This window comes from Kitasatospora sp. NPDC001527 (assembly GCF_040298605.1).
GTDB lineage: Bacteria > Actinomycetota > Actinomycetes > Streptomycetales > Streptomycetaceae > Kitasatospora.
Genome location: NZ_JBEPAM010000040.1, coordinates 1 through 22,203, shown reverse-complemented (window position 1 = coordinate 22,203; position 22,203 = coordinate 1). Strand labels below are relative to the sequence as shown.

Below are 22,203 nucleotides of genomic sequence, written 5' to 3'. Positions count from 1 at the left end.
CGGGCCATCGACAGGACGACCCCGATCATCTATCGTGACTTCCGGCCCCGGCCCCGGGCGCGCCGCGCGAAGGGGAATTTCCGGAATGCCGCAACAACGGGGCAATCGGAATTCCCGTGCCGGATTCCCGGATTCCCGTGGAATCGAATCGCATCCCGCAGCACGCGCCGCCGAGGCAGGCGGACCGCCGGCCTCCGGGGTGCGCCGCACGGGTGACTCGGAAGGGTGGAGCAGGTGACGGGTGCGAAGGACGTCGAGGAAACCGGGGCCGGCCGGCCGGGGGCGCAGCGCCCGGCGCCGGCGCCGCTGACCGGCAAGTCCGCCCTGGTGACCGGTGGTTCGCGCGGTGTCGGCCGCGGGATCGTCGAGCGCCTGGTCCGTGACGGCGCGGTGGTGGTGGTCGGCTTCCGCCAGGACGCGGACGCGGCCGCGGCGTTGGCGGCCCGCCTGGCAGCAGCGGGCGGCCTGGTCCACCCCGTGCGGGCCGACCTGACCCGGCCCGGCGCGGTGGCGCGCCTCTTCGCCGAGGCCGAGGAACTCACCGGCGGGATCGACATCCTGGTGAACAACGCCGCCACCATGCTCCGGGGCAAGTTCGCCGACACCACGGAGGAGGACTTCGACAGGATCATGGCACTCAACGTCAAGGCTCCGTTCCTGGCCATCCAGCAGGCCGCCCACCGGCTCCGGGACGGCGGGCGCATCGTCAACATCTCCTCCACCGCCACCGCGCTGGCGCACCCGTCGCAAGCCGCCTACTCGGCGAGCAAGGCGGCACTCGACCAGTTGACCAGGGTCGCGGCGAAGGAGTTCGCCCGGCGCGGCATCACCGTCAACACCGTGTCGCCCGGTGGCGTGGAGACCGCGGAGGTGACGGCCGGCGTCCGCCCCGAGGTACTGCAGCAGTGGCGCCGGGCGAGCGCCTTCGGCCGGCTCGGGCTGCCGCAGGACATCGCCGACGTGGTCGGCTTCCTGGTCGGCCCCGACGCGCGGTGGCTGTCCGGCCAGAACCTGCAGGCCGCGGGCGGGGCGGTCTGATGGCGGCGGACCGTGGCGAGCGCTCGCTGGGGCTGTACTTCTTCTCCGCCCTGCAGGACGGCGCCGCCGACGACGCCGCGGGCTACCGGCTGCTGCTCGACGCGGCACGGGCCGCCGACGACGCGGGGCTCGACTTCCTCTGGCTCCCCGAGCGCCACTTCACGCCGTTCGGCGGCGCCCACCCGAACCCGTCCGTGGTGGCGGCCGCGGTGGCGGTGGCCACCCGGCGGATCCGGATCCGCGCGGGCAGCGTGGTGCTCCCGCTGCACGATCCGCTCCGAGTGGCGGAGGAGTGGGCGGTGGTGGACAACCTGTCGGGCGGGCGGGTGGAGATCGCCTCGGCCGCCGGCTGGAACCCGCGGGACTTCGTGCTGTCGCCGCAGGCCTACCAGGACCGGGCCGCGCTGGCCGACGAGAACCTGCGGACCGTGCGCGAGCTGTGGGCCGGCGGTGAGGTGCTCCGCACCGGCCCGCTCGGCGAACGGTACGCCGTGCGCTCCTACCCGCGACCGGTCCAGGCCGTGCTGCCCCACTGGGTCACCGCCGCCGGCAGCCCCGAGACCTTCGAGTACGCCGGCCGGATCGGCGCCGGAGTCCTCACCGGCTACGGCGCTTTCACCACCACCCAGCTCACGGAGCGGATCGCGCGCTACCGTGCCGCCTTCGCGGAGCACCACGGCGGGACGGGCCGGGTGTCGGTGATGGCGCACGCCGCCATCGGGACCCCGGGGCAGCAGATCCGCAGCGAGGCCGAGCAGCCGCTCCGCCGCTACCTGGCCGGCTACGCGAGCCAGCAGGAGGCCCGCAGCGACCAGCGGACGGTCGACAAGGGCCTGGACTTCGCGGTGCAGCGCTACCTGCGGGGCCGGTCGCTGATCGGCGACCGGGAGGAGGCGCTCGCGGTCCTGCACAGCGCCTTCGCCGCCGGCGCCGACGAGGTGGCCTGCCTGGTCGACTTCGGCGTGCCGCGGCGGACCGTGCTCGGCACCGTCGACGAACTCGCCGCGATCCGGTCCACCCTGCGCTGACCCGAGCCCCGCACCGTGTCCGGCAGGGCCGTGACCGTGCCGAGAGGAAAGGACCACCATGCCCCGCGAATCCCGAGCCGCCGACCCGGTCGAACCCGGGCAGCCGCTACCGCTCCCGTCGGTGCGGTCGTACGTGCGAGAGGTCGTGGCGGCCGTCGTCGGCGGCGCGGCGGCGGACCTGACCGGCCCCGACGCACTGCGGGAGCTGGACATGGACTCGCTCACCCGGCTGAACATCACCCTGCGGTTCGACCAGGACCTCGGCGAGATCCCGACCACCCTCATGTTCGAGCACCGGACCGTCGACGACCTGGCCCGCTACCTCCTCGCCGAGCGCGCCGACGGCCTGCGCCGAGTGCTCCCACCGCCGCCCGGACCGAGCCGAACGCCGGACCACCCGCGCCCGGAGCCGGCCGTTGCCGTGGACGCCCCGGCGACCGGGTCCGCCGGGTCCGCCGGGTCCACCGACGACATCGCGGTGATCGCGGTGACCGGGCGCTACCCGGGCGCGCCCGACCTGGAGACGCTCTGGCGGAACCTGCGCGACGGCGTGTCCAGTATCGGCGAGGTGCCGGCGGACCGCTGGGACTGGCGCGAGTTCGCCGACCCGCACCCCGGACAGCCCGGCCCGAGCCGCGGGCGCTGGGGCGCCTTCATCGACGGGGTGGCCGAGTTCGACGCCGAGTTCTTCAACATCCTGCCGGTCGACGCGGTGAACACGGACCCCCAGGAGCGGCTCTTCCTCCAGACCTGCTTCCACCTCCTGGAGCAGGCCGGCCAGTTGGGCCCGACCACGCACGAGCCCTCGACCGGTGTCTTCGTCGGGACGATGAACGCCACCTACGGCCGGATCGGCGCCACCGCCTGGCCGTCCGGCCGACTGACCGGGGCCAACTCCGCGCCGTGGTCGATCGCCAACCGGGTCTCCTACTTCTTCGACCTGCACGGCCCGAGCTTCGCGGTCGACTCGGCCTGCTCCTCCTCGCTCACCGCCGTCCACCTCGCGGTGCAGAGCCTGCGCAGCGGGGAGTGCCGCACAGCGATCGTCGGCGGGGTGAACCTGATCCTCCACCCCGCGCACCTAGCCGGCCTCGCCGCGGCGGGCATGCTCTCCTCCGACGAGGCCTGCAAGGTCTTCGACGCGGCCGCCGACGGATACGTGCCGGGTGAGGGGGTCGGAGCCGCGCTGCTCAAGCCCCTCGCCGCGGCAGTGGCGGACGGCGACCGCATCTGGGGCGTGATCAAGGGCACCGCGCTCAACGCGGCCGGCCGGACCTCGGGCTACGCGGTGCCCAACCCGGCCCGGCAGGCGGAGGTGGTGGCCGCCGCGCTGCGGGCCGCCGGGGTCACGCCGGGATCCGTCTCCTACGTCGAAGCCCACGGCACCGGAACCGGGTTGGGCGACCCGCTGGAGGCGGCCGGGCTGGTCCGGGCGCTCGCCCCGGACCGGGCACCGCGGGCCCCGTGCGCCGTCGGCTCGATCAAGGCCAACATCGGGCACCTTGAGGGAGCCGCCGGCATCGCCGGCCTGACGAAGGTCCTGCTACAGCTGAAGCATCGCCAGATCGCCCCGAACGCACAGGTGGCGACCCTCAACCCGAAGATCGTCGAATCCTCGGCGCTGCGCTTCCCGCGCGCCCTGGAGGACTGGCCGGCCGACGGCCCGCGGCGGGCCGGTGTCAGCTCCTTCGGCGCAGGTGGCGCCAACGTCCATCTGGTCGTGGAGGAGTACCAGTCCGTACCCCCGGATCCGACGGGCGAGCCGGCCGAGCCCGCCGAGTCGGCTCACCTGGTATTGCTCTCCGCCCGCACAGAACCCCAACTACGGCACCTGGCAGCCGCGTTAGCCCGGCAGCTGGCGGATCCCGGCCAGCCGGACGACCTTGCGGCGCTGGCGCACAGCACCCAGACGGGACGCCGGGAGCTCCCGGTGCGACTGGCCGTGACCGCCGCCGACACGGCCTCGGTCCGAGCAGCCCTGACCGCCTTCGCCGACGGTGACCGGACCCCCTCGGTCCGCACCGGCCGTCTGCACCCGGACCGCGCCCCCGGCGAGCTGCTGGACGACGAGGACGGGCAGGCGTACGTCGACTCCCTGCTGGCGAAGCGCCGGCTCGGCAGGCTCGCGGACCTGTGGGTGGACGGCACCCCGATCGACTGGTCCCGGCTCTGGGCCGGCCGCCCGCCCGCCCGGGTCGAGCTGCCCCCCTACCCGTTCGAGCCGGTGCCCTACTGGGTCCAGGCCGCCCGGGAGCCCGCACGGACCACCGATCTCCAGCCCGCCGCCCCGGCGGCGACGGTGCCGCCCGCCCGCACCACGCCGAGCGGGCCGGGCGGGCCGGGCGGGCCGGGCGGGACCGACGGCCGGGCCGGAACCGACGGCCGGGCCGGAACCGACGGCCGCCGTGCGCTGGTCGAGAGCGACCTGCGGCTCGCGGCCTGCGGCTTCCTGCTGATCGACCCCGCCGACGTCGACCTGTCGGCCGACCTGATGGAGCTGGGCTTCGACTCCGTCTCCCTGGTCCAGCTGACCGGCCGGATCGGTGACACGTACGGCGTGGAGGTGGAACCGGTGGTGGTGTTCGACCACCCGACGCTGGCCGACCTCGGCCGCCTCCTGCTGACGGGCTTCGCCGACGCGGTCGACGCGCGCCACCGGAAGCTGACCGACGGGACGGCGGACGCCGCGCCGGCCGTCGGGGACGAGCGGCCGTGACGGTCCAGACGACCGCCCAGGTGGTGGAGCGAACCCGGTGGATCCCGGACCGGTACCGGAACTTCGAGGTCCCGTCGGACATGGTGCTGACGGTCTACCGGGTCCCTCGGCCGCTGCTGGACGAACTGCTGGAACTCGGCTTCCCGCACCGCGACCGGGACGGGGAGCGCTGGTTCGACGTCTTCGACCTGGAGAACCTGACCAACGCGCTGGAGCTCAACGCGCCCAACTGGCTGCTGATGCGGGCGCTGGGCCACACCTACGACCGGGACCTCGGCCGGTTCGACGACGCGTACCACCTCCAAGTGACGGCCCGTTGCCCGGATCCGGGCCACCCCGGCGACTGCGAGTTCGGCCCCGGCCGGCTGCTCCTCCCCGCGCCCGGGGAGGCGGACGGCCTCCACCGGACGTCACCGGGGGCCTTCGTGCGGCGAGTCACGCTGCCGGCCGACGAGTACCACTTCGACGACTCGCTGCTCCCGCTCTTCGAATCCGCTGCGCGGCTGACCTTCCACCTCATCCCCACCGACCTCGCCGGCGACCTCGGCTTCGCCACCGAAACCGGCCTGGCGGACTGCCGCCTGGCCAACCGGCTGCTCCTCGACCACGCCCGGAGGTCCGCCGTCGAGTGCCGGATCGCCAGCGGTTTCGTGATGGCCGCCCCGCTCCCGCTGCGCCACATGTGGATCGAGCTCAGGGTGGGCGGGCACTGGATCGCCGCCGACCCGTTCTTCATCGGGACGCTGACCCGCTGGCGGATCATCAGCCCCCGCGACTGGCCGCTGCGGCGCTCCCCCCGGCGCATCTACTGGCCCGTCACCGGCTCGCCCCTGCCCGAGGACATGGCCCTGCTCACCCACCGCGGCGCGGACCTGCGCGGATCCGCGCGGATCACGAACTGGCGGCAGGCGCAAGCCTGACGGCCCCGCCCCGCCGCACCGGCTGCTGATCGTCACTGCGGGCGGCATGCTCGTCGACGACCGGGAAGTCGTCGCCCAGCCCGGTCGGCGAGCCCGCGAGCGCGGCGACGGTCGGGCGGTCCAGCAGCCCCCGTCCTCGGGGGGACCACCGCGGCGGCGTGGGTCCGCGCCCGGGCCTGGTCGCCGGCGCCCCGCATGCTCATCACGGCCGCGACCAGCCTCGCCGCCACCACCCCCGGGGTGACGGTGGCGGCGGTTCGGCGCCTGGCGTTGAGGGTGTTCTGGCGGACGATCGGCGGGCCGGCGGCGGGCCGCAGCAGCACCGGCGCGAGCAGGGCGAGGCCGCGGTGATCGTCCAGCCGGTGGCGACGGCACCGGCCGGCAGGCCGACGGCCAGTACTCAGCGCAGCGGCGTCGGCCGGTTGAAGAATGTCCCGCAGCGGTCCGCCTGCTGCGGCAGGCAGTTGCCGCGGCTGAAAGCGATCACGTCTGTCGGGACCTCGACATGCCAGCCAGCCGGGCCTGTTCCTGCCGTAACGCCGGAATCGACCGCTTCCACCAACCCCCCGATCTTGAGCGGTGGCACGGGTGGCCGGCAAGTCTTCGAACCATATCCGCCACGAGGGAGGTAGGCCGTTGAACACCGCATCCGCCCCACAGCCGAGCCAATTGGTACAGCACCCGGCTGGCCGCGACGGCGAGTCGCGGGAGGCTGGCGTGGAGCAGGTTGCCAGTGCCGGGAGGAGCGGCCCCAGGATCACCGCGTCTACCCGGCCGCTGTATCACCCTGCTGGCTTGGAAGATGCGTTGCGGGCTGCGGTGGACGACCTGCGGGTGGGGCGCTGGTGGTCGACCGGCCGGTTGCTGGCGGCAACTGGCGAGGCCTGGGAGCGTCGCACCTCTCGTACGCAGGTGCTGGCACTGGTGGCCGCCGGTCCACCGTGCTCGCCGACCGGGGGCGCGAGGACCCGGAGAACCCGGGCCTGGCCATCCTTCGGGCGCGGGTCGCGGTCGAGCTCGCCTCAACTTCCGGGATGGGTGAGCTTGCCGCCGTTGCCCCGCGGCTGGAGGGCATGGACGGTCATCGACCCGTCGACGGGCAGTTCCGTGCTGAAGATCAGGGCGGGTGTGTCGGTCCACCCCCGATGCGCACGGCGTCGGCATGGACCGACGCGGAGGCCAGTTGGGTGTGGGAGGCGGAGGCGCCGCTGTGGTCACCTTTGCAGACGATCGGGAAGACCCGCGACGGCTGGCCGGGCTTCCACACTTCGGCGAAGTACTGCGGCCGGTGGCGGTAGCCGACGGATGTCCCGGCGTCCCTTCCGGTCACGGCGAATCCGGCCCGAAGTGCGGTGTCGGCGGGAACGATGGACACGCTGTGATCCGGATAGCGCCTGGTCAGCACGGACTCGGCCAGGGCGAGTGCGAAGCCGACACCGAGCTCGTCGGACTGGAGAGCCTTGTAGTGGTCCGCGGTGTCGCGACCCTCGGCCGACAGCGCCATGAAGGTGCCGAGAGCGCCCTCCAGGGCCTGGCTGCACGTGAGGCGGCCCCAGTGCTCCGCGAGCCCGCGGCCGGCGCCACGCCGCGAAAGCGCGATCGCCCACCCGAGGGTGTGCAACACCTCCCACGGCGTCAGCTGGACCCCGTCGCCGAGCTCCTTGACCGGGACGGGCTGGAGGCCGGGCTTGCGGCGCAGTGCATCGAGTTCCTTCGCCGCCCGCTCCTCGTCGTCCTTCGCCGCGACCGCCTCCACCTCACCGAGCAGCTTGGCGCTGGAATGGACTGCGACATTCGATCGCTGGGCAAGCTGCCGGAACACCTCTCCCAGGTCCTTCAGTTCGTTGCCCTCCATACGGTTCCCCAACTCTCCAGTCCCGCAGAGCAGATGCCGCACCTCAGGCCGCACTCGCAGGGCGCATGCCAGGGGCGTATACGAGCACGGACGCGCTTTGGGCCACCGCGCGCGTGCCGCTGGTCACGGTTCGGAGCCGGCCCCGGGTGGGCATGCGCGCGCGGGGCGGTCGCCATGCTGACCGTGGGCGTCGAGGGCGTCCCGCAGGGCGGGCAGGTCCGTGAGGGCGGCCTGTTCGGCGAAACGTGCCAGCAGTCGGCGCAGGACCCGCTCGTCCCGGTCTCGTACCGCCTCGGCGATGGCCGCGGTCAGCGACGCCTGGGTATGGGGGTCGGGGGTGCGCGCCGCCGCGCGGCCTTGCCCTTCCACCGCTCTCCTCCCTTTCACTCGCGGTCCTGGCCGCCGGACGCGGCGCCCTCCGTCCTGGTGCGGCTGCGGCCACCGGCCGCTCCACCGCGTGCGGGCGCAGACTACCTCCCCGACCGACACCGGAAAATCTATGCCCGCCGGAGTAGACATTGCCGTGCACCGCGGTTAGTGTTTCTCTCGTAGACAGCAGTCGATCGGTACCCGCCAGACATGAACTGGCGGGCAGCAGTACAGAAGTGCGCAGGTCGGCACGGTTGCAGGGTCCTGAAGCCAGGGTTGGTGCAGTAAGGCGACAGGGCCGGTGGCCGGGCCGGGCGGCCCGCAGGCATCAGGGGCCGCCATCGAGCGGTACCGCGGTTCAGCAGGAGCAGTACCCGTAGGTGAAGCTGAGTCGAGTGGTACCGGCAGTCGCAGTACGCGGTATCCCGGTGAAGGCGCCCCCAGACTGCGGGCGCGCGTGCCGGGAGTCCGGCAGCGGGGTTCCAAGCCGAGCAGGTTGAGCAGGACGGGCGACGGGGCTGGCTGCCGGAGTCGGCGGGACCGCCAGGGACCGCCACAGCAGTACCGGGTAGTTGGCACGACCAAGCAGTTCGCAGTAACCGGCCAGTACAGAGGATGAATGGAGGGACAGCGCGCCATCAGGATCGCCCGGCCCGCGAGGAATCAGCCCGGGCGGACTCCGTAGACCCCAAGGCAAGGACGGTGGTTTCCGGTCACGCATACGCGATCCCCGCACGCCCCCTCCCACGGGGCTGTGCGGACATAAGGAACCCGGCCCCAGAGCCGGTAGATGGTGTAAAACCCTTCGGGGCCCCGGGAGCCGCTATGGCCCCGGGGCCCCTCAGCGCGTCCCCGGACACAACAGCAAGAAGAGGTGCAGTGACCACGGCAACCATTCGACCGCACACCCCCGACTCCCTCGACGACGACGACTACCCCGCCTACACCATGGGCCGCGCCGCCGAGATGACCGGCACCACCCCCGGCTTCCTACGCGCCCTCGGCGACCAGGGCCTCATCACACCCCTGCGCTCCGAGGGCGGGCACCGCCGCTTCTCCCGTTACCAACTACGGATCGCCATGCGCGCCCGCGACCTCGTCGACCAGGGCACCCCCATCGACGCCGCCTGCCGCATCATCATCCTCGAAGACCAGCTCGAAGAAGCCCTGCGCATCAACGAACAGCTCCGCCGCGACGCCGGACAGGAACCCGCCACCGACACCTGACCCACCCGCCAGGCCGACGAGACCGGCCCGCGGTGAGCGGCACCGTGCTCACCGCAGGCCGCCCCGGACACGAGCACCCCAGCCCTCCGACCGCCGGCACCGTCCGACACGACGGCTCATCGCCCCGTTGGAGTGCCCACCCGGGGGTGTCCAGTACCGTTCCGCCCGGGTCATGAGGTGTACCCCGCCGCGTGGGCCGGACCGGTCTCCCCCTGACCAGACCGAGCCCACGCCCCCACCACCTCCACTCCCGGACTTCGCGTTGTTCAGGGAGCGCACGAAGCCTCACACGGTGGCGCTCACGGCACAGGTCCGACGTCTTGAGGCCGAGCAGCCTCAGCCCTTGCAGCGGGTCGTCCGGGCGTTGTGCGCTCTCAGCAAGGCGGGGGGCGTGGCGGGGCGGGTTGCACCCGGCGGACATCGGTCGCCGCGGGCAGATCGCTGTCACCGATCGCCTGTTCGCAGCCGGTCCTGCTGCCGTCCTCGAGTTCCCGGCGCGTGCCCGGGGCGAGCGCCCCTGAAGGCCCGCCCACCTCCTGCTCCGTCCGCACACCACGAAGGAAAGTCGACCACGCCGCGCCGCGCACGCTACTGACGCCTGGCCGTCACAGGGCCGAACGAGTGGCCTGCCACGGGCCACGCGCCTGGACCGGGCGCCGGGCGTAGGGAGCCGGGCGGAGGTCAGTCGGGCCAAGTGCCGGTGAGCCGGCGGGCCCCGGCCGCGCCCCCGCGGTCGATCGCCGCCTTGACCAGAGCGAAGACCACCCCTTGCAGGGCGGCGGCGAGCAGCACCTCTCTCCAGCTGCGGTCCTCGTCGGTGGCCCGGGGCGCCTCCTCCTCATGGCCGAGGACCGCCCACAGGCGCTTGAACACGGCGCCGGCCACGACGCCGCCGAGTGCGCCGAACAGCAGGCCGAGCGGCTTGTACAAGATCTTGCCCATCGTCATCATCTCCAATGTGGACCGCACCGCCGCTTCGCGGTTCGGAAAGCACAGCCGAGCGGTCCCCGAGAACGGCTTCGCTTCACCGGCGGTGTCGGCGCGAGCCCGGCACCGCCGCGTCGGCGATCCTGGTCGGCGGGGTCTCACAGCCTCTGGGAGTCGGCAGGTCGGGCATAAGCGGTGCCGGCCGGGGCGGTGGCCGCCCCGGAAGGGGTGGCGCGGGCGGCAGCGGCGCTGTTGCTGTGGTTCCGGCGGTCATGGTGTCTGCTCTCCTCCGGGTCGTCCCGCCTGCACCGCGTCTACCCGGGGCGGGTGCCGCCACGCGCCGCGGCGGACGTGGCCTCACCGCGACGGCCCGCGCGACCTGTGCACGGCGGGCGTGCGACCCGGACCGCCGGCCTGCGGCCCGGGTTTCGCCCCTGCAGGCCCGGGACACAGGGCTGCCCTCCCGGCACGGAAGGCGTGAGGGGTGCACGACGGTCGACGACGGTGAGCAGGGGAAGCGGGTCGGTCATGCCGCCGTACTCGCCGGACAGCGAGATGGTCCCGCTCCGTCGGACGATGTCGATGTCGATGGCGAGGCAGAGGGCGTGGAGGCGGTCGACCCCCACGTGTTGCATGATCCTGGCGGCCAGTGCGCTGGGCAGCAGGGCCGTGGACTGCTGGGCGAGCGCGGCGGCCGTCGGGGACGGCGGCGTACTCGCCGGCCTGCCAGGCGGAAGGACGTCCGAGAGGACGACGTACCGGTCGTCGGGAGGGCCTTCGGGGACCTTGATCGGCAGGGTGCTGCCGAACGACACACGAAGCAGTTCGGCCTGCCCGCCGGGTCTCCCCGTGGTTGGCCGGCGGCATCGCGGACAGACGCCCGGCATGACTCCCTTGTTCAGACGATCACACCGGAACGGCAATGGGGAGGACGGCAACCGCCCGGGCCCGAGCCGTCGCGTGGAGGCGGCCGCCCCTGACACACTCGGCGAATTGCCCCGGCGATCCTGGTGGGCGGTACTGCGGCGGACCGGCAAGGAGTTCTTGGAGGACGAACTGCCCGACCGCGCCGCCGCCCTCACGTACTACAGCGTCCTGGCGATCTTCCCGGCGCTGCTGGTCCTCGTCTCCGTGCTCGGCGTGGCCGGCACGTCGGCGACCACCGCCGTCCTGGACCACGTGGAGAAGCTCGCGCCGGGCGCGGCCCGGGACATCCTGCGCAGCGCCGTCGACCAGTTGCAGAACAACACCGGCACCAGCGCGGTCCTGCTGGTCGTGGGCCTGGCGGCCGCCCTGTGGTCGGCCTCCGGCTACGTCGCCGCGTTCATCCGCTCCTCCAACGCCGTGTACGACATCCGGGAGGGCCGGCCGGTGTGGAAGACCACCTCGTTGCGGCTCTGGCTGACGCTGCTGCTCATGGCGCTGCTGACGGCCAGCGCGGTCATCGTCGTGTTCACCGGGCCGCTGGCGGACCACGTCGGCCGGGCCCTGGGTCTCGGCAGCACCGCGCTCACGGTCTGGTCGATCGCCAAGTGGCCGGTCCTGGTGCTCCTGATCGTGCTCATGATCGCCGTGCTGTACTGGGCCGCACCCAACGTGCGCGACCGCGGTTTCCGCTGGATCTCCCCGGGCAGCGCCCTCGCAGTGGCCCTCTGGATGGCGGCCTCGGCCGGGTTCGCCCTGTACGTCGCGAACTTCTCGTCCTACAACAGGACATACGGCACGCTGGCCGGCGTCATCGTCTTCCTGGTCTGGTTGTGGATCTCCAACCTCGCCATCCTGCTCGGCCTGGAGTTCGACGCCGAACTCTCCCGCGAACGCGCCATCGAGGGCGGCCTTCCGAAGGACGAGGAACCGTATGTCCGGCCCCGGGACACCAACACCTGGCCCGAGGACGAACAGCCCTGATCGGAGCACCGGCGTTTCGGACGTCGCAGGGCCGGCGCAGTGCGCGGCCGAAGTCTCCCGCCCCTGGCGTTCCGCGCGGTTTCCACAGGAGGATTACTCCCAAGGTGATCACGATGGACTCCATTGTCCGTCCCCCTCAATTCTCGCTCTCCGGGCCGGGCGCTTCAGACCGCGAGCGTCACCCGTCACGACCGGCGGCAGCTGCCACTCCGCCCCCGTACGGTGCTCGTCGTCGGCCTCACCCGGTGGGCGCGGAGCGGTGGTACCCGGCGCCGTGCGGGGCGAGGACGTTGACGCTGACCTCGTGATGCCATCCGTTCAGCAGACGGGCCTGTTCGTCGGCCCGCTGTGCGAGGCGGTCCAGGTCGTCCGGGTCCAGGCGTGCGTCCTGGTCGGCGATGGCACGCAACGCCCGCCACAGCGCGGCCTTGCCCTCGACGCCGACGCGCATCGTCTCCAGCTCGATCAGATCGCTCAACGGGGATCGGCGCACCAGCGTGCCGTTCGGCTTGAGACGCGCGAGCCGTTCGCCGGCCACGCCCAGCCAGGTGCGGTAGTGCCGGACCGGTACGCCCAGCCGGTTCATGATCCGTACGAGGTCGTCCCGGTCCTGCTCCACGTCTAGGGCCAGCTGGCGCAGCGCGGAGGCGCGCGTACGGTGGGGATGGGTGTCGGCCATGCGGCGGGCGAGCGCGCTTCCGCCGAAGGCGCCCGTGAGATGGTCGTTCAGGTAGACGTTCAGCGGATCCGTCCGCAGCTGCGCAGTCATCGCCTGTCCTCCGAAGACCTGGGACTGCTGAGTGACAGCCCCGACGGGGCTGTCACTGTCCATCGTTGCGCACACGGCCGATGGACGCCTGCGCACCGGGGCCGCCGCCGGGGAGGCGGCCTGGGGCCCAGCCGCCTGTTCTCCTGTTCCTGACCCGCTCGTCCGGGGGCGCCCGGGCGCGACGTGCCCGCCCGCGCGGGTGGTGCTTCAGCGCGCACGCGGGGCACGTCGACGGACATCAGGCCTACGCCGGAAACCGCTCCCAGACGCGGTGGGTGCCGAGCAGGTCCACGAGCTGGGGGACGGCGTCGGTGTCTTCCGTGGCGGTGATCACGCCGGGTGCCTGTGGGTCGACTCCCGCGGCTGCCCACAGGGCGCGGGAGTCGGCGAGGCCGGCGATCGGCTTGGCGTGCCGCCAGGCCTCGTTGACGAGCAGGACGGCGCGGGAGTCCAGCGTGGACTGCCCGCCCGCGACGGCGCCGGACTTGGCATCACGTGCCCCTCGGTCGTCCGCGCCCGGCGCGGGTGCGCCGGCCACCAGGAGCGCGTCGAACTCGACGGACCGGGCCGCGGCGTAGGTCCTCTGCACGGCGAGGCCGCCGGCCAGGGGGGCACCGGTGGGGGCGATGATCAGCGGGAGCAGTCCGGCGTCGAGGGCGGCCTCCCGCAGCTGCCGGACGACGGCGGGGTCGCTGGTGGCACCGGTGAGGATGCCGAGGACCCGGCCGGTGGCCGGCCAGCGCCGTCCGACCTGTGACAGCGCCGCGCTGGGCGCGACCTCGGCATGGACGGTGACCGCCCGGGGCGCGGGCAGCCCGAGGCCTGCGGCGACCTCCGCGCAGAGCACCTCGTCGACTCCGGCGAGGACGGTCAGGACCCGCTCCCTGATGGCCGGCTCGTGGACCTTCGACAGCTCGAAGGTGTAGGCGGCGATGATGTGTTCGCGCTCGACCGGGCTCATGCTCAGCCAGAACAGCCGCGGCTGGCTGAAGTGGTCGGCGAACGAAGCAGGCGCTTCGCGGACCTTGGCTGCGGCTGCGATCGGGGTGGGGTGTTCGATGAAGGCGTGCTCGGCGGCACCGGCGAAGAACGGGCAGCCGCCGTCGAGGGAGTTCGGCTTGTAGGGGGCGACGCCGCTGTGGACGGCGTCCTGGTGGAAGCCGTCGCGGAGCATGTCGTTCACCGGGGCGTGGGTGCGGTTGATCGGGATCTGCGCGAAGTTGGGGCCGCCGAGGCGGGTGATCTGCGTGTCGAGGTAGGAGAACAGGCGCCCGGCGAGCAGCGGGTCGTCGGTGACGTCGATGCCGGGCACGAGGTGCCCGGGGTGGAAGGCGACCTGCTCGGTCTCGGCGAAGAAGTTCGTCGGGTTCGCGTTCATGGTCATCAGCCCGATCGGCCGCACCGGTGCGAGCTCCTCCGGGACGAACTTCGTCGGGTCGAGCAGATCGATGCCTTCGAAGGTCTGCTCGGGAGTGTCGGGGAAGGCCTGGACGCCGAGTTCCCACTGCGGGAAGTTCCCGGTCTCGATGGCGTCCGCGAGGTCGCGGCGGTGGAAGTCCGGGTCCATGCCGTTGATCAGCTGCGCCTCCTCCCAGACCAGGGAGTGCACGCCGGCCTTCGGCTGACGCCGGCGGCGGTGCCGTACCCGCGGAAGATCCCGTGCGCGGCGGCGCCCCGGGCGTGGACCACGCGCTCGGGGATCCGCTCGTGGTCGAAGTGCGTGATCTTCTCGCGCAGGTGGTGGTCCTGCAGCAGCACCGGACCGCGCGGCCCGGCCTTCAGCGAGTGGTCGGAATCCGGCAGCCGCGTACCGTTCGCAGTCGTCAGGTAGCCGCCGTTCTGCGCGGCAGCGTCCGCAGGAGCGCCGGTCTCCCGGCCGGTCGGGGACTGCGAAGCGGGCGCCCGCTGGTCCGGCTTCGACGGCAGCGGCGCCCTCGGCTCGGTGGGCTCCGCGAGCGGCGGCGGCTGGACGCCGGGAGCGCCGGGCACCTCCACGGTCGGCCGCTCGTCGTCACGCACCGCTTCGGAAACTGCGTCGATGATCTTCTTCACCGGTCCGGGCTTGGACATGGTTCCTCCGATGCGGATGGGGTGCCCGGCGGCGCGGTCCTCGCCGGGAGCGGGGGATGTGGGTCTGTGGGTTCCATACGAACGCATATCGCGACGGGCGCGGCCTCTCCGAACGGCGACACAACACGGAGCCTCTCGGCCGGGGGCCGCTCCCGCGCCTCACCGTCGAGGGGGCCGGGGCTCAGGGCAGGGGGGTGCCGCCGGTGGCGTTGACGATCTCACCGGTGATGTAGGAGGCCTCGGGGGACGCGAGGAAGACATAGGCGGGAGCCATCTCGGCGGGCTGCGCGGCACGCCCCATCGGGGACTGCTCACCAAAGCGCGCGACCTTGTCCTCGTCCATGGTGGCCGGGATCAGGGGCGTCCACACCGGACCGGGGGCGACGGCGTTGACCCGGATACCGTCGGGGGCGAGCTGCACGGCCAGGCCCTGGGTGAACGCGACGATCGCGGCCTTGGTCATCGCGTAGTCGAGCAGGTGCGGGCTGGGCTTGTACGCCTGCACCGAGGCGGTGTTGACGACCGACGCGCCCTCCCGCAGGTGCGGAAGTGCCGCCTGGGTGAGCCAGAACATGCCGTACAGATTGGTCTTCATCACGCGGTCGAACTGGTCGCTGCTGATCGCGGCCAGGCCGTCCGGCTGGGACATCTGGTAGGCCGCGTTGTTCACCAGGACGTCCAGGCCGCCCAGTTCCCGGACACACCGCTGTACGAGGTCCGCGCAGAACCCCTCCTCGCGGATGTCACCGGCGACAACCACCGCACGACGACCGGCCTCCTCGACCAGACGGACCGTCGCGTCGGCGTCCTGCTGCTCGGCGGGCAGGTGACAGAACGCCACATCGGCGCCCTCCCGGGCGAACGCCAGGGCCACGGCCCGCCCGATCCCGGAGTCACCGCCCGTGATCAGGGCAACCCGACCCGCGAGCCGGCCCGACCCCCGGTAGCTGTCCTCCCCGTGATCGGGTACCGGCTCCATGGCCTCACCGCGTCCCGGGTGTTGCTGGGACTGCTGCGGCATCGGCGGCTCCGGCCGTCGGCGCGCCGGTTGGGACGCGGTCGGCTGATCGCTCATCACAGGACTACGGCCTTTCCGGTCTCCGGAGGGACGTGCATCACGGTCGCGGCTACCCGTCGGCCTTCGCCCCAACCCATCCCGCTCGATCCTGGCGCCCGGGCCGGACCGTGGCGCGGCGGACTGCTGCACCCGGGTGGCCCGGCCGGGCGGGCGGGGTGAGCCGACCGATCGCGGGTACGCGTGCCCCACACACCGACCCACCCGTTGCCCACCTCACCGGAGGACCGTATGGACGCGATCGTGTTGCTCAAGGACGACCACAAGACCGTGGAGAAGCTCTTCAAGGCCTTCGAGAAGGCCGGCGACCACGCGTACGCGGAGAAGCGGAAGATCGTCGACCAGGTGATCGAGGAGCTCACCGTCCACGCCGTCATCGAGGAACGGGTCTTCTACCCGGCCGCCCGCGAGGCCGCCCCGGACACCAAGGACCACGTCCTGGAAAGCATCGAGGAGCACCACGTCGTGGTGTGGATGCTGTCCGAGCTGGCCGCCATGGATCCGAAGGACGAGCGGTTCGACGCCAAGATGACCGTGCTGATGGAGAACGTGCGCCACCACGTCGAGGAGGAGGAGAAGGACTGGTTCCCCGAGGTCCGCAAGGCCATGGGCCGCAACCGCCTGGTCGAACTCGGCGAACGGCTCCAGGAAGCGAAGGAGGCCGCCACCCGGGACCCCCTGAAGGTCCCGAGCGCCGACGCCTGACTGCCGTGGGCAAGACGACGTCCCGGTCGGCCTGGTCGACCGACCGGGGATGGGGGCCTCCCATTCTCCTCCTGCCGGCGCGGCCGCGGCCCCGCTCGGCAGGCCATGGTTCCCCGCATCGTTGCCGGCCGACCGGGTAGCGGCTCTGCGGCGGCCGACGCTGTCGGAGCCGTTCATCATCGCGGGCCCGGACCGCGTACCCGGGCCCAGCGGTACGGACCGGTGCCGTATGGTCACGCGGGCACTCGCCGACGCGGCAGCGCGCCCGCACCCGGCCACCGCCAGAACCGCCCCGGCACATACCTCATCTGGTCGGCCTTCGCCGTTGCGCCGAGGCGGTGGGTGATCAGAATGACGGTGGTACCCAGGTCGGTGAGCTGGCGGGTCCGCTCGAACGCTTCGACCTCTGCCTGCGGGTCGAGGGCGGAGGTGGGTTCGTCGACGACGACCAGCGCAGGCAGGCGGTTGGCGGTGTCGGGTGTGGTCAGGCGCGGGCGAATGCGGGCCAGGGCGACCTTCTGCCACTGCCTGCCGGAGAACTGGACACCACCGATCCGGTCCGGATGGCCACCACCGCCGTGCCGGCGGCGGCGAGCGGGATCGAGGAACCGCGGCATCTGCCGGGCCACCGCCAAGAACGTCACCTCCCCACTGGCCGTCTCGTGCTTGGCCCAGCCGTAGTCGTACTTCATCGGCCCCCGAACAGCAGCTGCTCGCTGTCGGAGACCTCCTCGGCGGTTTTCGGCCTACTGCTCATCCGGTCCTTCCGTCAGCGGGTGGGCGCGGCGTGGAGCCCGGGGACGGGGGCGAACTCCCTTCCCCGGGCTGCGGACGGGGGCTCAGGCCGGGGCACTGTCGCTCGTGTCGCGGGCGGCGACCGAGCGCAGGTGTTCGTCGAAGAAGCGGCGGGGGTCGCCGCCCATCCGGGCGAGCATCACGAGGGCGGACAGCGCCACGTCGCAGGTTTCCTTGCGCACGTCGTCCCAGTCGTGGGAGAAGCCCTTGCGGGGGTTGGCGCCGAGTGCCCCGATGACGGCTTCCGCGACTTCCCCGGCCTCTTCCTGGAGCTTGAGGGCCTGGACGGTCCAGCGGAGCTCGTCACTGCGGTCGAAGTGGCTATCGAGCCTGCTTGCAAGGGAGCTGACGATTTCCCAGGTCTCTTCCATGGGTGAGGATCCTGTCGCTGTTCGAATGGGGCGATCAAGCCGATTCGTAATCTGACGGTTCCCGGCGAGCCCCGCTCCTTTCGATTCCCAGGCCACACCGGACCGACTCGGTGGCAGCGCGGCTGACTTCGGGGTCTTGCCGCCGTCAGCCGCCGGCCAGGTCGTCAATGATCTTTTCGGTGGTGTCGAGCGCGGTCTCCAGTTCTTCGCGCGGCGGGTCGGGGAGGGTGCCTTCGCCGAGCCCGCACGCGGTGATCTGCCGGATCAGCCGGTCGTGCTGGTGCGCACTGAGGAGGCTGGTGCAGCCGGGGTGGGCGAGCAGGTCGCGGGCGGTGTAGCCGTCGGGCCGGGCGAGGGTGCGGTCGATCAGTTCGACGGCGACGGGATGGGCCCGCGGTGTGGCTCCGGTTCCCGGTCCGATGCGGCCGCCGACTTCGGGTTCCCCTGTCTGCGCCGAGGACATGACGGTGGGCCGGCAACGGTGTGCCAGCCACACCGTGGGAACGCTCCGCGGGCGGTCGCTTCCGTCACTTGACGTGGTTCGGCCGACCCCCGGCGCCTCTTTCCGGTCGTGCGCGTCGCGCAGGGCGCCTCGGGAAGCCGCCCCGAGCTTCGGGAAGCGCTGACGGAGGTGGGTGGAGACCATGCACGGCGAGAGGAACGGCCGTTCTCCGATCTCCCTGTTGGTGAGGTCGGCCGCAGATCGAGCAGACCAGGCCGCCCATTGCTCACCGCACGGTGCTACCGCCTCCGGAGCCATCACCAGCCTCCGGTAGCTGACCCTGAGTTCCGATGGCAGCCCCACCATCGCGGCAACCCGCCTCGCCTCCCAGGCCGACGGGCAACCGCATACGGTGGCGGCCCGCCCCCCGGGGTCAACGAAACGTTCGCCGTCACAGATGTGGTCAATCCCGTGAGCGCCTCGCCGAACCATTCGGGAGGAAATTGCCTCCGGCCCGTCGACGATGACCGAGAGGGCCTTCCGGTCCGTGATCACTCGAAACTTCTGCCCCACCGTCTCCTCGACCGAGCCTCCGAGGGCGGCTGGAATCTCCATCGCCGATTCATGGGTCCTCATCTCAAAGCACCAGGTCATGCCAGGAACGACCCGGCCAACGGCCGTGTTCGCAGGTGAACCTGACCCAGGCGGCGGCTGGGTGGACGCCAAAGTACAGGGCACGGTGCCTCTCTCCTGCGCAGGCTGGCGAGAGACCAATCCTCATGTGACGGTCAGGTTCGGCCCGGCCGTCGATTCCGTGTAGGCCCACCGGCCCGGTGCCAGCGTGAACAACGTCTTCGACTCTGGCCTTCCAGCCGACGCGGCACTCCACCAGGTGGGCATATCCGCTCGACTACGCCGGTTCGGGGCCTTCGGCGAAGTTCAGGACCGTGACCGAGGGACGGTGGGCGGCCAGCCACGGGGCGGTCAGGGCCAGGGGCAGGAGGGCGCCCAGGAGACCGCGTCCGCCCGTCGGGCGGACGTCGCGGACGGCCGTCACCGCCGGGCTCGCGGTGCGGAGCTTGTCGCGTTCGCCGGCGTCCATCGCCCAGGGCATGGCGGGCACCTGGTAGGCGGCAGTACGCATCCTCCCGCTCGTGGCGAGCCGTGCGAACCACCGCGGTACGGCGTCCACGATCATCGAGCCGCCGGGGAACCGGTCCGCGCAGCCCGCGATCAGGGCTTTCACCTGGGCCGGGGGGAGGTACATGCACAGGCCCTGCGTAGTGACCAGAACTGCGCGGGCGCGGTCCACCTCCTCGGACCAGGCGGCCAGGTCGGTGGCGTCGGCGGGCAGGTAGCGCTGGCGTGGGCCGGGCGGGAGGAGGTGCTCACGCAGGGCGATCATTTCGGGGAGGTCGACGGTGAGCCACTGGGCGCGGCCGTTGTCGATCCGCCAGTACTGCGTCTCCAGGCCCTCGCCCAGGCAGACCACCGTGCCGCGCGGCTCGCGGGCCAGGAAGTCCGCCACCTCGCGGTCGAAGCAGCCCACCCGTAGCGCCTGCAGCTGGGAGTGCGGGCCGATGGTGCCGAACCGCTCCTCGAAGGGGTAGTCGATCCGCTCGACGAGTTCGACGGCCTTGGGGTCGTGGAGCAGGCCGTCCGGCCGGCGGGCTTCGACGGACCGCTGCCAGAGGGTCCACAGCGCCGTCTCGGGCACCCCCGACAGGTCGGGCCGCTCCACGCTGCTCATCGCTCGCTCGCTTCCTCCGGTGTGGCGGGTGTGCCCCGTGGGCGCCCCCGCGCGGACCCGCCGATTCTGACACTGCGGGGCGTGCGAACCGGGGTGCGCGCGGCCTCGGCGCGCCGGGGCGCCCGGCCGAAGCGCTCGGCCGACGTGTGCGGCCGGGGCGCTCAGCCCACGCTGAACGCCCCGTCCGGCGGCGGAGGGGAGTCGGTGGCGGTCGCGTCGGTGACCGGAGCCGTGCGGCCGGCGAAGTCCGCGAGGCCGGCGCCCTCGGTGAGCCGGGCCGGAAAGATGTCCCCGGCCAGCCGGCGGGCGAGGTCCGCGACCGGCAGCGGCCCGGCCGAGCCGACCAGCAGGATGTTGCCGTACCGCCGCCCGCGCAGCACCGCGGGCTCGGCGATCAGGCAGGTCTGCGGGAAGACGGCGCGCAGCGTCGCCGCCTGGGCGCGGGCGAAGGCGAGCGGCGGGCCGTCGGCGAGGTTCGCCGCGTAGCAGCCGCCGGGGCGCAGCGCGGCCGCCGCCAGCCGCAGGAACTCCACCGAGGTGAGGTGGCCGGGGGTGCGCGAGCCGTGGAAGACGTCCGCGACGACGAGGTCCAGCGTGCCGGGTGCGGACCGCGCCCTCGCGTCGAGGGCGGCGCGGGCGTCCCCGACCCCGGCGGTGATGTCGACGCCGGGCCCGCGCCACGGGAGGTGCTGCTCGACGAGGGCGAGCAGCGGGCCGTCCACCTCCACCACGTGCTGGCGCGAGCCGGGGCGGGTGGCGGCCAGGTAGCGGGGCAGGGTGAGCGCGCCGCCGCCCAGGTGGAGGGCGTCCAGCGGGCGGCCCGGCTCGGCGAGCGCGTCGACGAGGTGGCCGAGGCGCTGGGTGTACTCGAACTCCAGGTGGGTCGGGTCGCCGAGGTCGACGTAGGACTGCGGGGTGTCGTCGAGGGTCAGCAGCCAGCCGCCGTCGCTGTCGACGTCGGGCAGGAGCTTGGCCTGCCCGAGGTCGGTGCGCCGCGCGACCGGCACGGGGTCGTCGGCCGGGGGCGAGTCGGGAGGTTCGGGCATCTCGGGCATGTCCGCAGCATAGGGGCCCGGCCCGCGTCGCCGTCACGCCGGAGGCTACCTGCCGGTATCGTCGTGGTTCCCCGAGATTCCGAGCAGAGAGCGGGTGCGTGCGGCCATGGAGTTCCGCGAAGACATCCTGGGTGCCCCCTACGAGGCGGCCGAGCTGCCGCTGCGGCCGGACGAGGAGGGCGAGGTCTCGGCGACCCTGGTCCGCCGGCTGGTCCCCGGGTCGGACCGGGCCGTCCTGTACATCCACGGCTACAACGACTACTGGTTCCAGACCCACCTCGCCGACCACTACGCCGCCGCCGGCTTCTCCTTCTACGCGCTCGACCTGCGCAAGTACGGCCGCTCGCTGCGCCCGCACCACTCGCCGAACTTCGTGCGCCACCTCGCGACGTACGACGAGGAGCTGGACGAGGCGGTGCGGATCATCCGGCAGCAGGACGGCCACACCCGGCTGCTGGTCAACGGCCACTCCACCGGCGGCCTGATCGCCGCGCTGTGGGCCGGGCGCCGCACCGGGCGGGGCCTGGTCGACGGCCTGTTCCTCAACAGCCCGTTCCTCTCCATGCCGGCCGCGCCCGCCGTACGCACCCTCGGCGCCCCGGCGCTGGACGCGCTCGGCCGCTTCGCGCCCACCCGGGTGCTGCCCTCCGCGCTCAACCCGCACTACGTGCACAGCCTGCACCGCGACTTCCGCGGCGAGTGGGACTTCGACCTCAGCCTCAAGCCGGCCGAGGGCGTGCCGCTGTTCGCCGGCTGGCTGGCGGCCGTCCAGCGCGGCCACCGGGAGCTGCGGCGCGGGCTCGGGATCGACGTGCCGGTGCTGCTGATGGCCTCCACCGCCTCCATCTCCACCACCCGCTGGCACGCCGCCCTGCACCACGCGGACGCCGTCCTGCGCGCCGACGACATCGCCGCCGCCGGCCCCCACCTGGGCCGCCATGTGACGATCGTGCGGATCAAGGGCGGCATGCACGACCTCGTGCTGTCCGGGGAGACCGCCCGCGCCCAGGTGTTCGCCGAGCTCGACCGCTGGATCGGGGCGTACTTCCCGATCGCGGTGGGCTGAACCGTCCGCGCCCCGCGGGGGGGGGCGGGCGGCCCCCACCCCCCCCCCCCCCCCCCCCCCCCGCGCCCCCCCCCGCGCCCCCCGCGGGGGCGACCGCGACCCCGCCCGCCCCGCCCG

The 22,203-nt window shown here is 72.9% G+C and carries 19 protein-coding genes and 2 pseudogenes; 8 read left to right on the top strand and 13 right to left on the bottom strand.

The window, feature by feature from the left end:
* Positions 1–234: 234 nt before the first annotated feature.
* From ABT238_RS28685 to ABT238_RS28670, 4 genes are read left to right on the top strand one after another with little or no spacing between them, the layout of a single operon-like run.
* Positions 235–1,038 (top strand): SDR family oxidoreductase, encoded by an 804-nt coding sequence (locus tag ABT238_RS28685; protein ID WP_350566557.1) that lies wholly within the window; start codon positions 235–237, stop codon positions 1,036–1,038.
* Positions 1,038–2,066, top strand: a complete 1,029-nt coding sequence (locus tag ABT238_RS28680) for a MupA/Atu3671 family FMN-dependent luciferase-like monooxygenase (protein ID WP_350798534.1) — start codon at positions 1,038–1,040, stop codon at positions 2,064–2,066. Before ABT238_RS28685 ends, ABT238_RS28680 begins: the two co-directional genes overlap by 1 nt.
* Positions 2,067–2,124: 58 nt before the next feature.
* Complete coding sequence (locus tag ABT238_RS28675) at positions 2,125–4,782, top strand: beta-ketoacyl synthase N-terminal-like domain-containing protein (RefSeq protein WP_350798521.1); 2,658 nt, start codon at positions 2,125–2,127, stop codon at positions 4,780–4,782.
* Positions 4,779–5,702, top strand: a complete 924-nt coding sequence (locus tag ABT238_RS28670; RefSeq protein WP_350798514.1) for a transglutaminase domain-containing protein — start codon at positions 4,779–4,781, stop codon at positions 5,700–5,702. The genes ABT238_RS28675 and ABT238_RS28670 overlap by 4 nt, the downstream gene beginning before the upstream one ends.
* Positions 5,703–6,102: 400 nt before the next feature.
* On the opposite strand, the gene ABT238_RS28665 is transcribed toward ABT238_RS28670, so the two are convergent.
* The 3 genes from ABT238_RS28665 to ABT238_RS28655 form a co-directional block, all read right to left on the bottom strand.
* Entirely contained in the window at positions 6,103–6,264 is a 162-nt protein-coding gene (locus tag ABT238_RS28665) for a hypothetical protein (protein ID WP_350798507.1), read from the bottom strand.
* 555 nt (positions 6,265–6,819) lie between these two features.
* Complete coding sequence (locus ABT238_RS28660; protein ID WP_350798498.1) at positions 6,820–7,557, bottom strand: hypothetical protein; 738 nt, start codon at positions 7,555–7,557, stop codon at positions 6,820–6,822.
* A gap of 123 nt (positions 7,558–7,680) precedes the next feature.
* On the bottom strand, positions 7,681–7,926 hold the full coding sequence (locus ABT238_RS28655; protein ID WP_350798491.1) for a hypothetical protein: 246 nt from the start codon (positions 7,924–7,926) through the stop codon (positions 7,681–7,683).
* Between the two features lie 879 nt (positions 7,927–8,805).
* On the opposite strand from ABT238_RS28655, the gene ABT238_RS28650 reads away from it, so the two are divergent.
* Positions 8,806–9,153: a helix-turn-helix domain-containing protein gene (locus tag ABT238_RS28650; protein ID WP_350566545.1), complete on the top strand. Its 348-nt coding sequence runs from the start codon at positions 8,806–8,808 to the stop codon at positions 9,151–9,153.
* A gap of 681 nt (positions 9,154–9,834) precedes the next feature.
* Here the strand turns inward: ABT238_RS28650 and ABT238_RS28645 are convergent.
* Together ABT238_RS28645 and ABT238_RS28640 are read right to left on the bottom strand one after the other, a co-directional pair.
* Complete coding sequence (locus tag ABT238_RS28645; RefSeq protein WP_350566544.1) at positions 9,835–10,101, bottom strand: DUF4235 domain-containing protein; 267 nt, start codon at positions 10,099–10,101, stop codon at positions 9,835–9,837.
* Positions 10,102–10,559: 458 nt separating this feature from the next.
* A pseudogene (locus ABT238_RS28640) lies at positions 10,560–10,922 on the bottom strand (hypothetical protein); the annotation flags it as partial.
* A 43-nt stretch (positions 10,923–10,965) separates the two neighbouring features.
* Between ABT238_RS28640 and ABT238_RS28635 the strand changes: the two are divergent.
* Positions 10,966–11,988: a YihY/virulence factor BrkB family protein gene (locus ABT238_RS28635; protein WP_350798473.1), complete on the top strand. Its 1,023-nt coding sequence runs from the start codon at positions 10,966–10,968 to the stop codon at positions 11,986–11,988.
* 238 nt (positions 11,989–12,226) lie between these two features.
* Here the strand turns inward: ABT238_RS28635 and ABT238_RS28630 are convergent, their stop codons facing one another.
* From ABT238_RS28630 to ABT238_RS28620, 3 genes and pseudogenes are all read right to left on the bottom strand, one after another.
* A complete protein-coding gene (locus ABT238_RS28630) occupies positions 12,227–12,757 on the bottom strand; it encodes a hypothetical protein (RefSeq protein WP_350798466.1) in 531 nt (176 codons plus the stop codon).
* A gap of 244 nt (positions 12,758–13,001) precedes the next feature.
* Positions 13,002–14,827 (bottom strand): annotated as a pseudogene (locus ABT238_RS28625) (catalase).
* A gap of 181 nt (positions 14,828–15,008) precedes the next feature.
* Complete coding sequence (locus tag ABT238_RS28620; RefSeq protein ID WP_502891474.1) at positions 15,009–15,902, bottom strand: SDR family oxidoreductase; 894 nt, start codon at positions 15,900–15,902, stop codon at positions 15,009–15,011.
* A gap of 231 nt (positions 15,903–16,133) precedes the next feature.
* Here ABT238_RS28620 and ABT238_RS28615 point away from each other — a divergent pair, with 231 nt between their 5' ends.
* Entirely contained in the window at positions 16,134–16,607 is a 474-nt protein-coding gene (locus ABT238_RS28615) for a hemerythrin domain-containing protein (protein ID WP_350566538.1), read from the top strand.
* 233 nt (positions 16,608–16,840) lie between these two features.
* On the opposite strand, the gene ABT238_RS28610 is transcribed toward ABT238_RS28615, so the two are convergent.
* The 5 genes from ABT238_RS28610 to ABT238_RS28590 form a co-directional block, all read right to left on the bottom strand.
* Positions 16,841–17,299: a P-loop NTPase family protein gene (locus ABT238_RS28610; RefSeq protein WP_350566536.1), complete on the bottom strand. Its 459-nt coding sequence runs from the start codon at positions 17,297–17,299 to the stop codon at positions 16,841–16,843.
* Between the two features lie 147 nt (positions 17,300–17,446).
* Positions 17,447–17,773, bottom strand: a complete 327-nt coding sequence (locus ABT238_RS28605) for a MazG-like family protein (protein WP_350798434.1) — start codon at positions 17,771–17,773, stop codon at positions 17,447–17,449.
* A 145-nt stretch (positions 17,774–17,918) separates the two neighbouring features.
* Complete coding sequence (locus ABT238_RS28600) at positions 17,919–18,830, bottom strand: hypothetical protein (protein ID WP_350798424.1); 912 nt, start codon at positions 18,828–18,830, stop codon at positions 17,919–17,921.
* A 295-nt stretch (positions 18,831–19,125) separates the two neighbouring features.
* Positions 19,126–19,965: a class I SAM-dependent methyltransferase gene (locus ABT238_RS28595; protein WP_350798415.1), complete on the bottom strand. Its 840-nt coding sequence runs from the start codon at positions 19,963–19,965 to the stop codon at positions 19,126–19,128.
* Positions 19,966–20,126: 161 nt separating this feature from the next.
* Entirely contained in the window at positions 20,127–21,020 is an 894-nt protein-coding gene (locus ABT238_RS28590; RefSeq protein WP_502891473.1) for a spermidine synthase, read from the bottom strand.
* Positions 21,021–21,126: 106 nt separating this feature from the next.
* Here ABT238_RS28590 and ABT238_RS28585 point away from each other — a divergent pair, with 106 nt between their 5' ends.
* Positions 21,127–22,086 (top strand): alpha/beta hydrolase, encoded by a 960-nt coding sequence (locus ABT238_RS28585; protein WP_350566529.1) that lies wholly within the window; start codon positions 21,127–21,129, stop codon positions 22,084–22,086.
* Positions 22,087–22,203: the final 117 nt, after the last annotated feature.

Coding starts and splice junctions, on each gene's coding strand:
- ABT238_RS28680 (WP_350798534.1), top strand. CDS start 1,038: ATGGCGGCGGACCGTGGCGAGCGCTCGCTGGGGCTGTACTTCTTCTCC.
- ABT238_RS28675 (WP_350798521.1), top strand. CDS start 2,125: ATGCCCCGCGAATCCCGAGCCGCCGACCCGGTCGAACCCGGGCAGCCG.
- ABT238_RS28660 (WP_350798498.1), bottom strand. CDS start 7,557: ATGGAGGGCAACGAACTGAAGGACCTGGGAGAGGTGTTCCGGCAGCTT.
- ABT238_RS28645 (WP_350566544.1), bottom strand. CDS start 10,101: ATGACGATGGGCAAGATCTTGTACAAGCCGCTCGGCCTGCTGTTCGGC.
- ABT238_RS28635 (WP_350798473.1), top strand. CDS start 10,966: ATGACTCCCTTGTTCAGACGATCACACCGGAACGGCAATGGGGAGGAC.
- ABT238_RS28630 (WP_350798466.1), bottom strand. CDS start 12,757: ATGACTGCGCAGCTGCGGACGGATCCGCTGAACGTCTACCTGAACGAC.
- ABT238_RS28620 (WP_502891474.1), bottom strand. CDS start 15,902: ATGAGCGATCAGCCGACCGCGTCCCAACCGGCGCGCCGACGGCCGGAG.
- ABT238_RS28615 (WP_350566538.1), top strand. CDS start 16,134: ATGGACGCGATCGTGTTGCTCAAGGACGACCACAAGACCGTGGAGAAG.
- ABT238_RS28610 (WP_350566536.1), bottom strand. CDS start 17,299: ATGAAGTACGACTACGGCTGGGCCAAGCACGAGACGGCCAGTGGGGAG.
- ABT238_RS28605 (WP_350798434.1), bottom strand. CDS start 17,773: ATGGAAGAGACCTGGGAAATCGTCAGCTCCCTTGCAAGCAGGCTCGAT.
- ABT238_RS28600 (WP_350798424.1), bottom strand. CDS start 18,830: ATGGAGATTCCAGCCGCCCTCGGAGGCTCGGTCGAGGAGACGGTGGGG.
- ABT238_RS28595 (WP_350798415.1), bottom strand. CDS start 19,965: ATGAGCAGCGTGGAGCGGCCCGACCTGTCGGGGGTGCCCGAGACGGCG.
- ABT238_RS28590 (WP_502891473.1), bottom strand. CDS start 21,020: ATGCCCGAGATGCCCGAACCTCCCGACTCGCCCCCGGCCGACGACCCC.
- ABT238_RS28585 (WP_350566529.1), top strand. CDS start 21,127: ATGGAGTTCCGCGAAGACATCCTGGGTGCCCCCTACGAGGCGGCCGAG.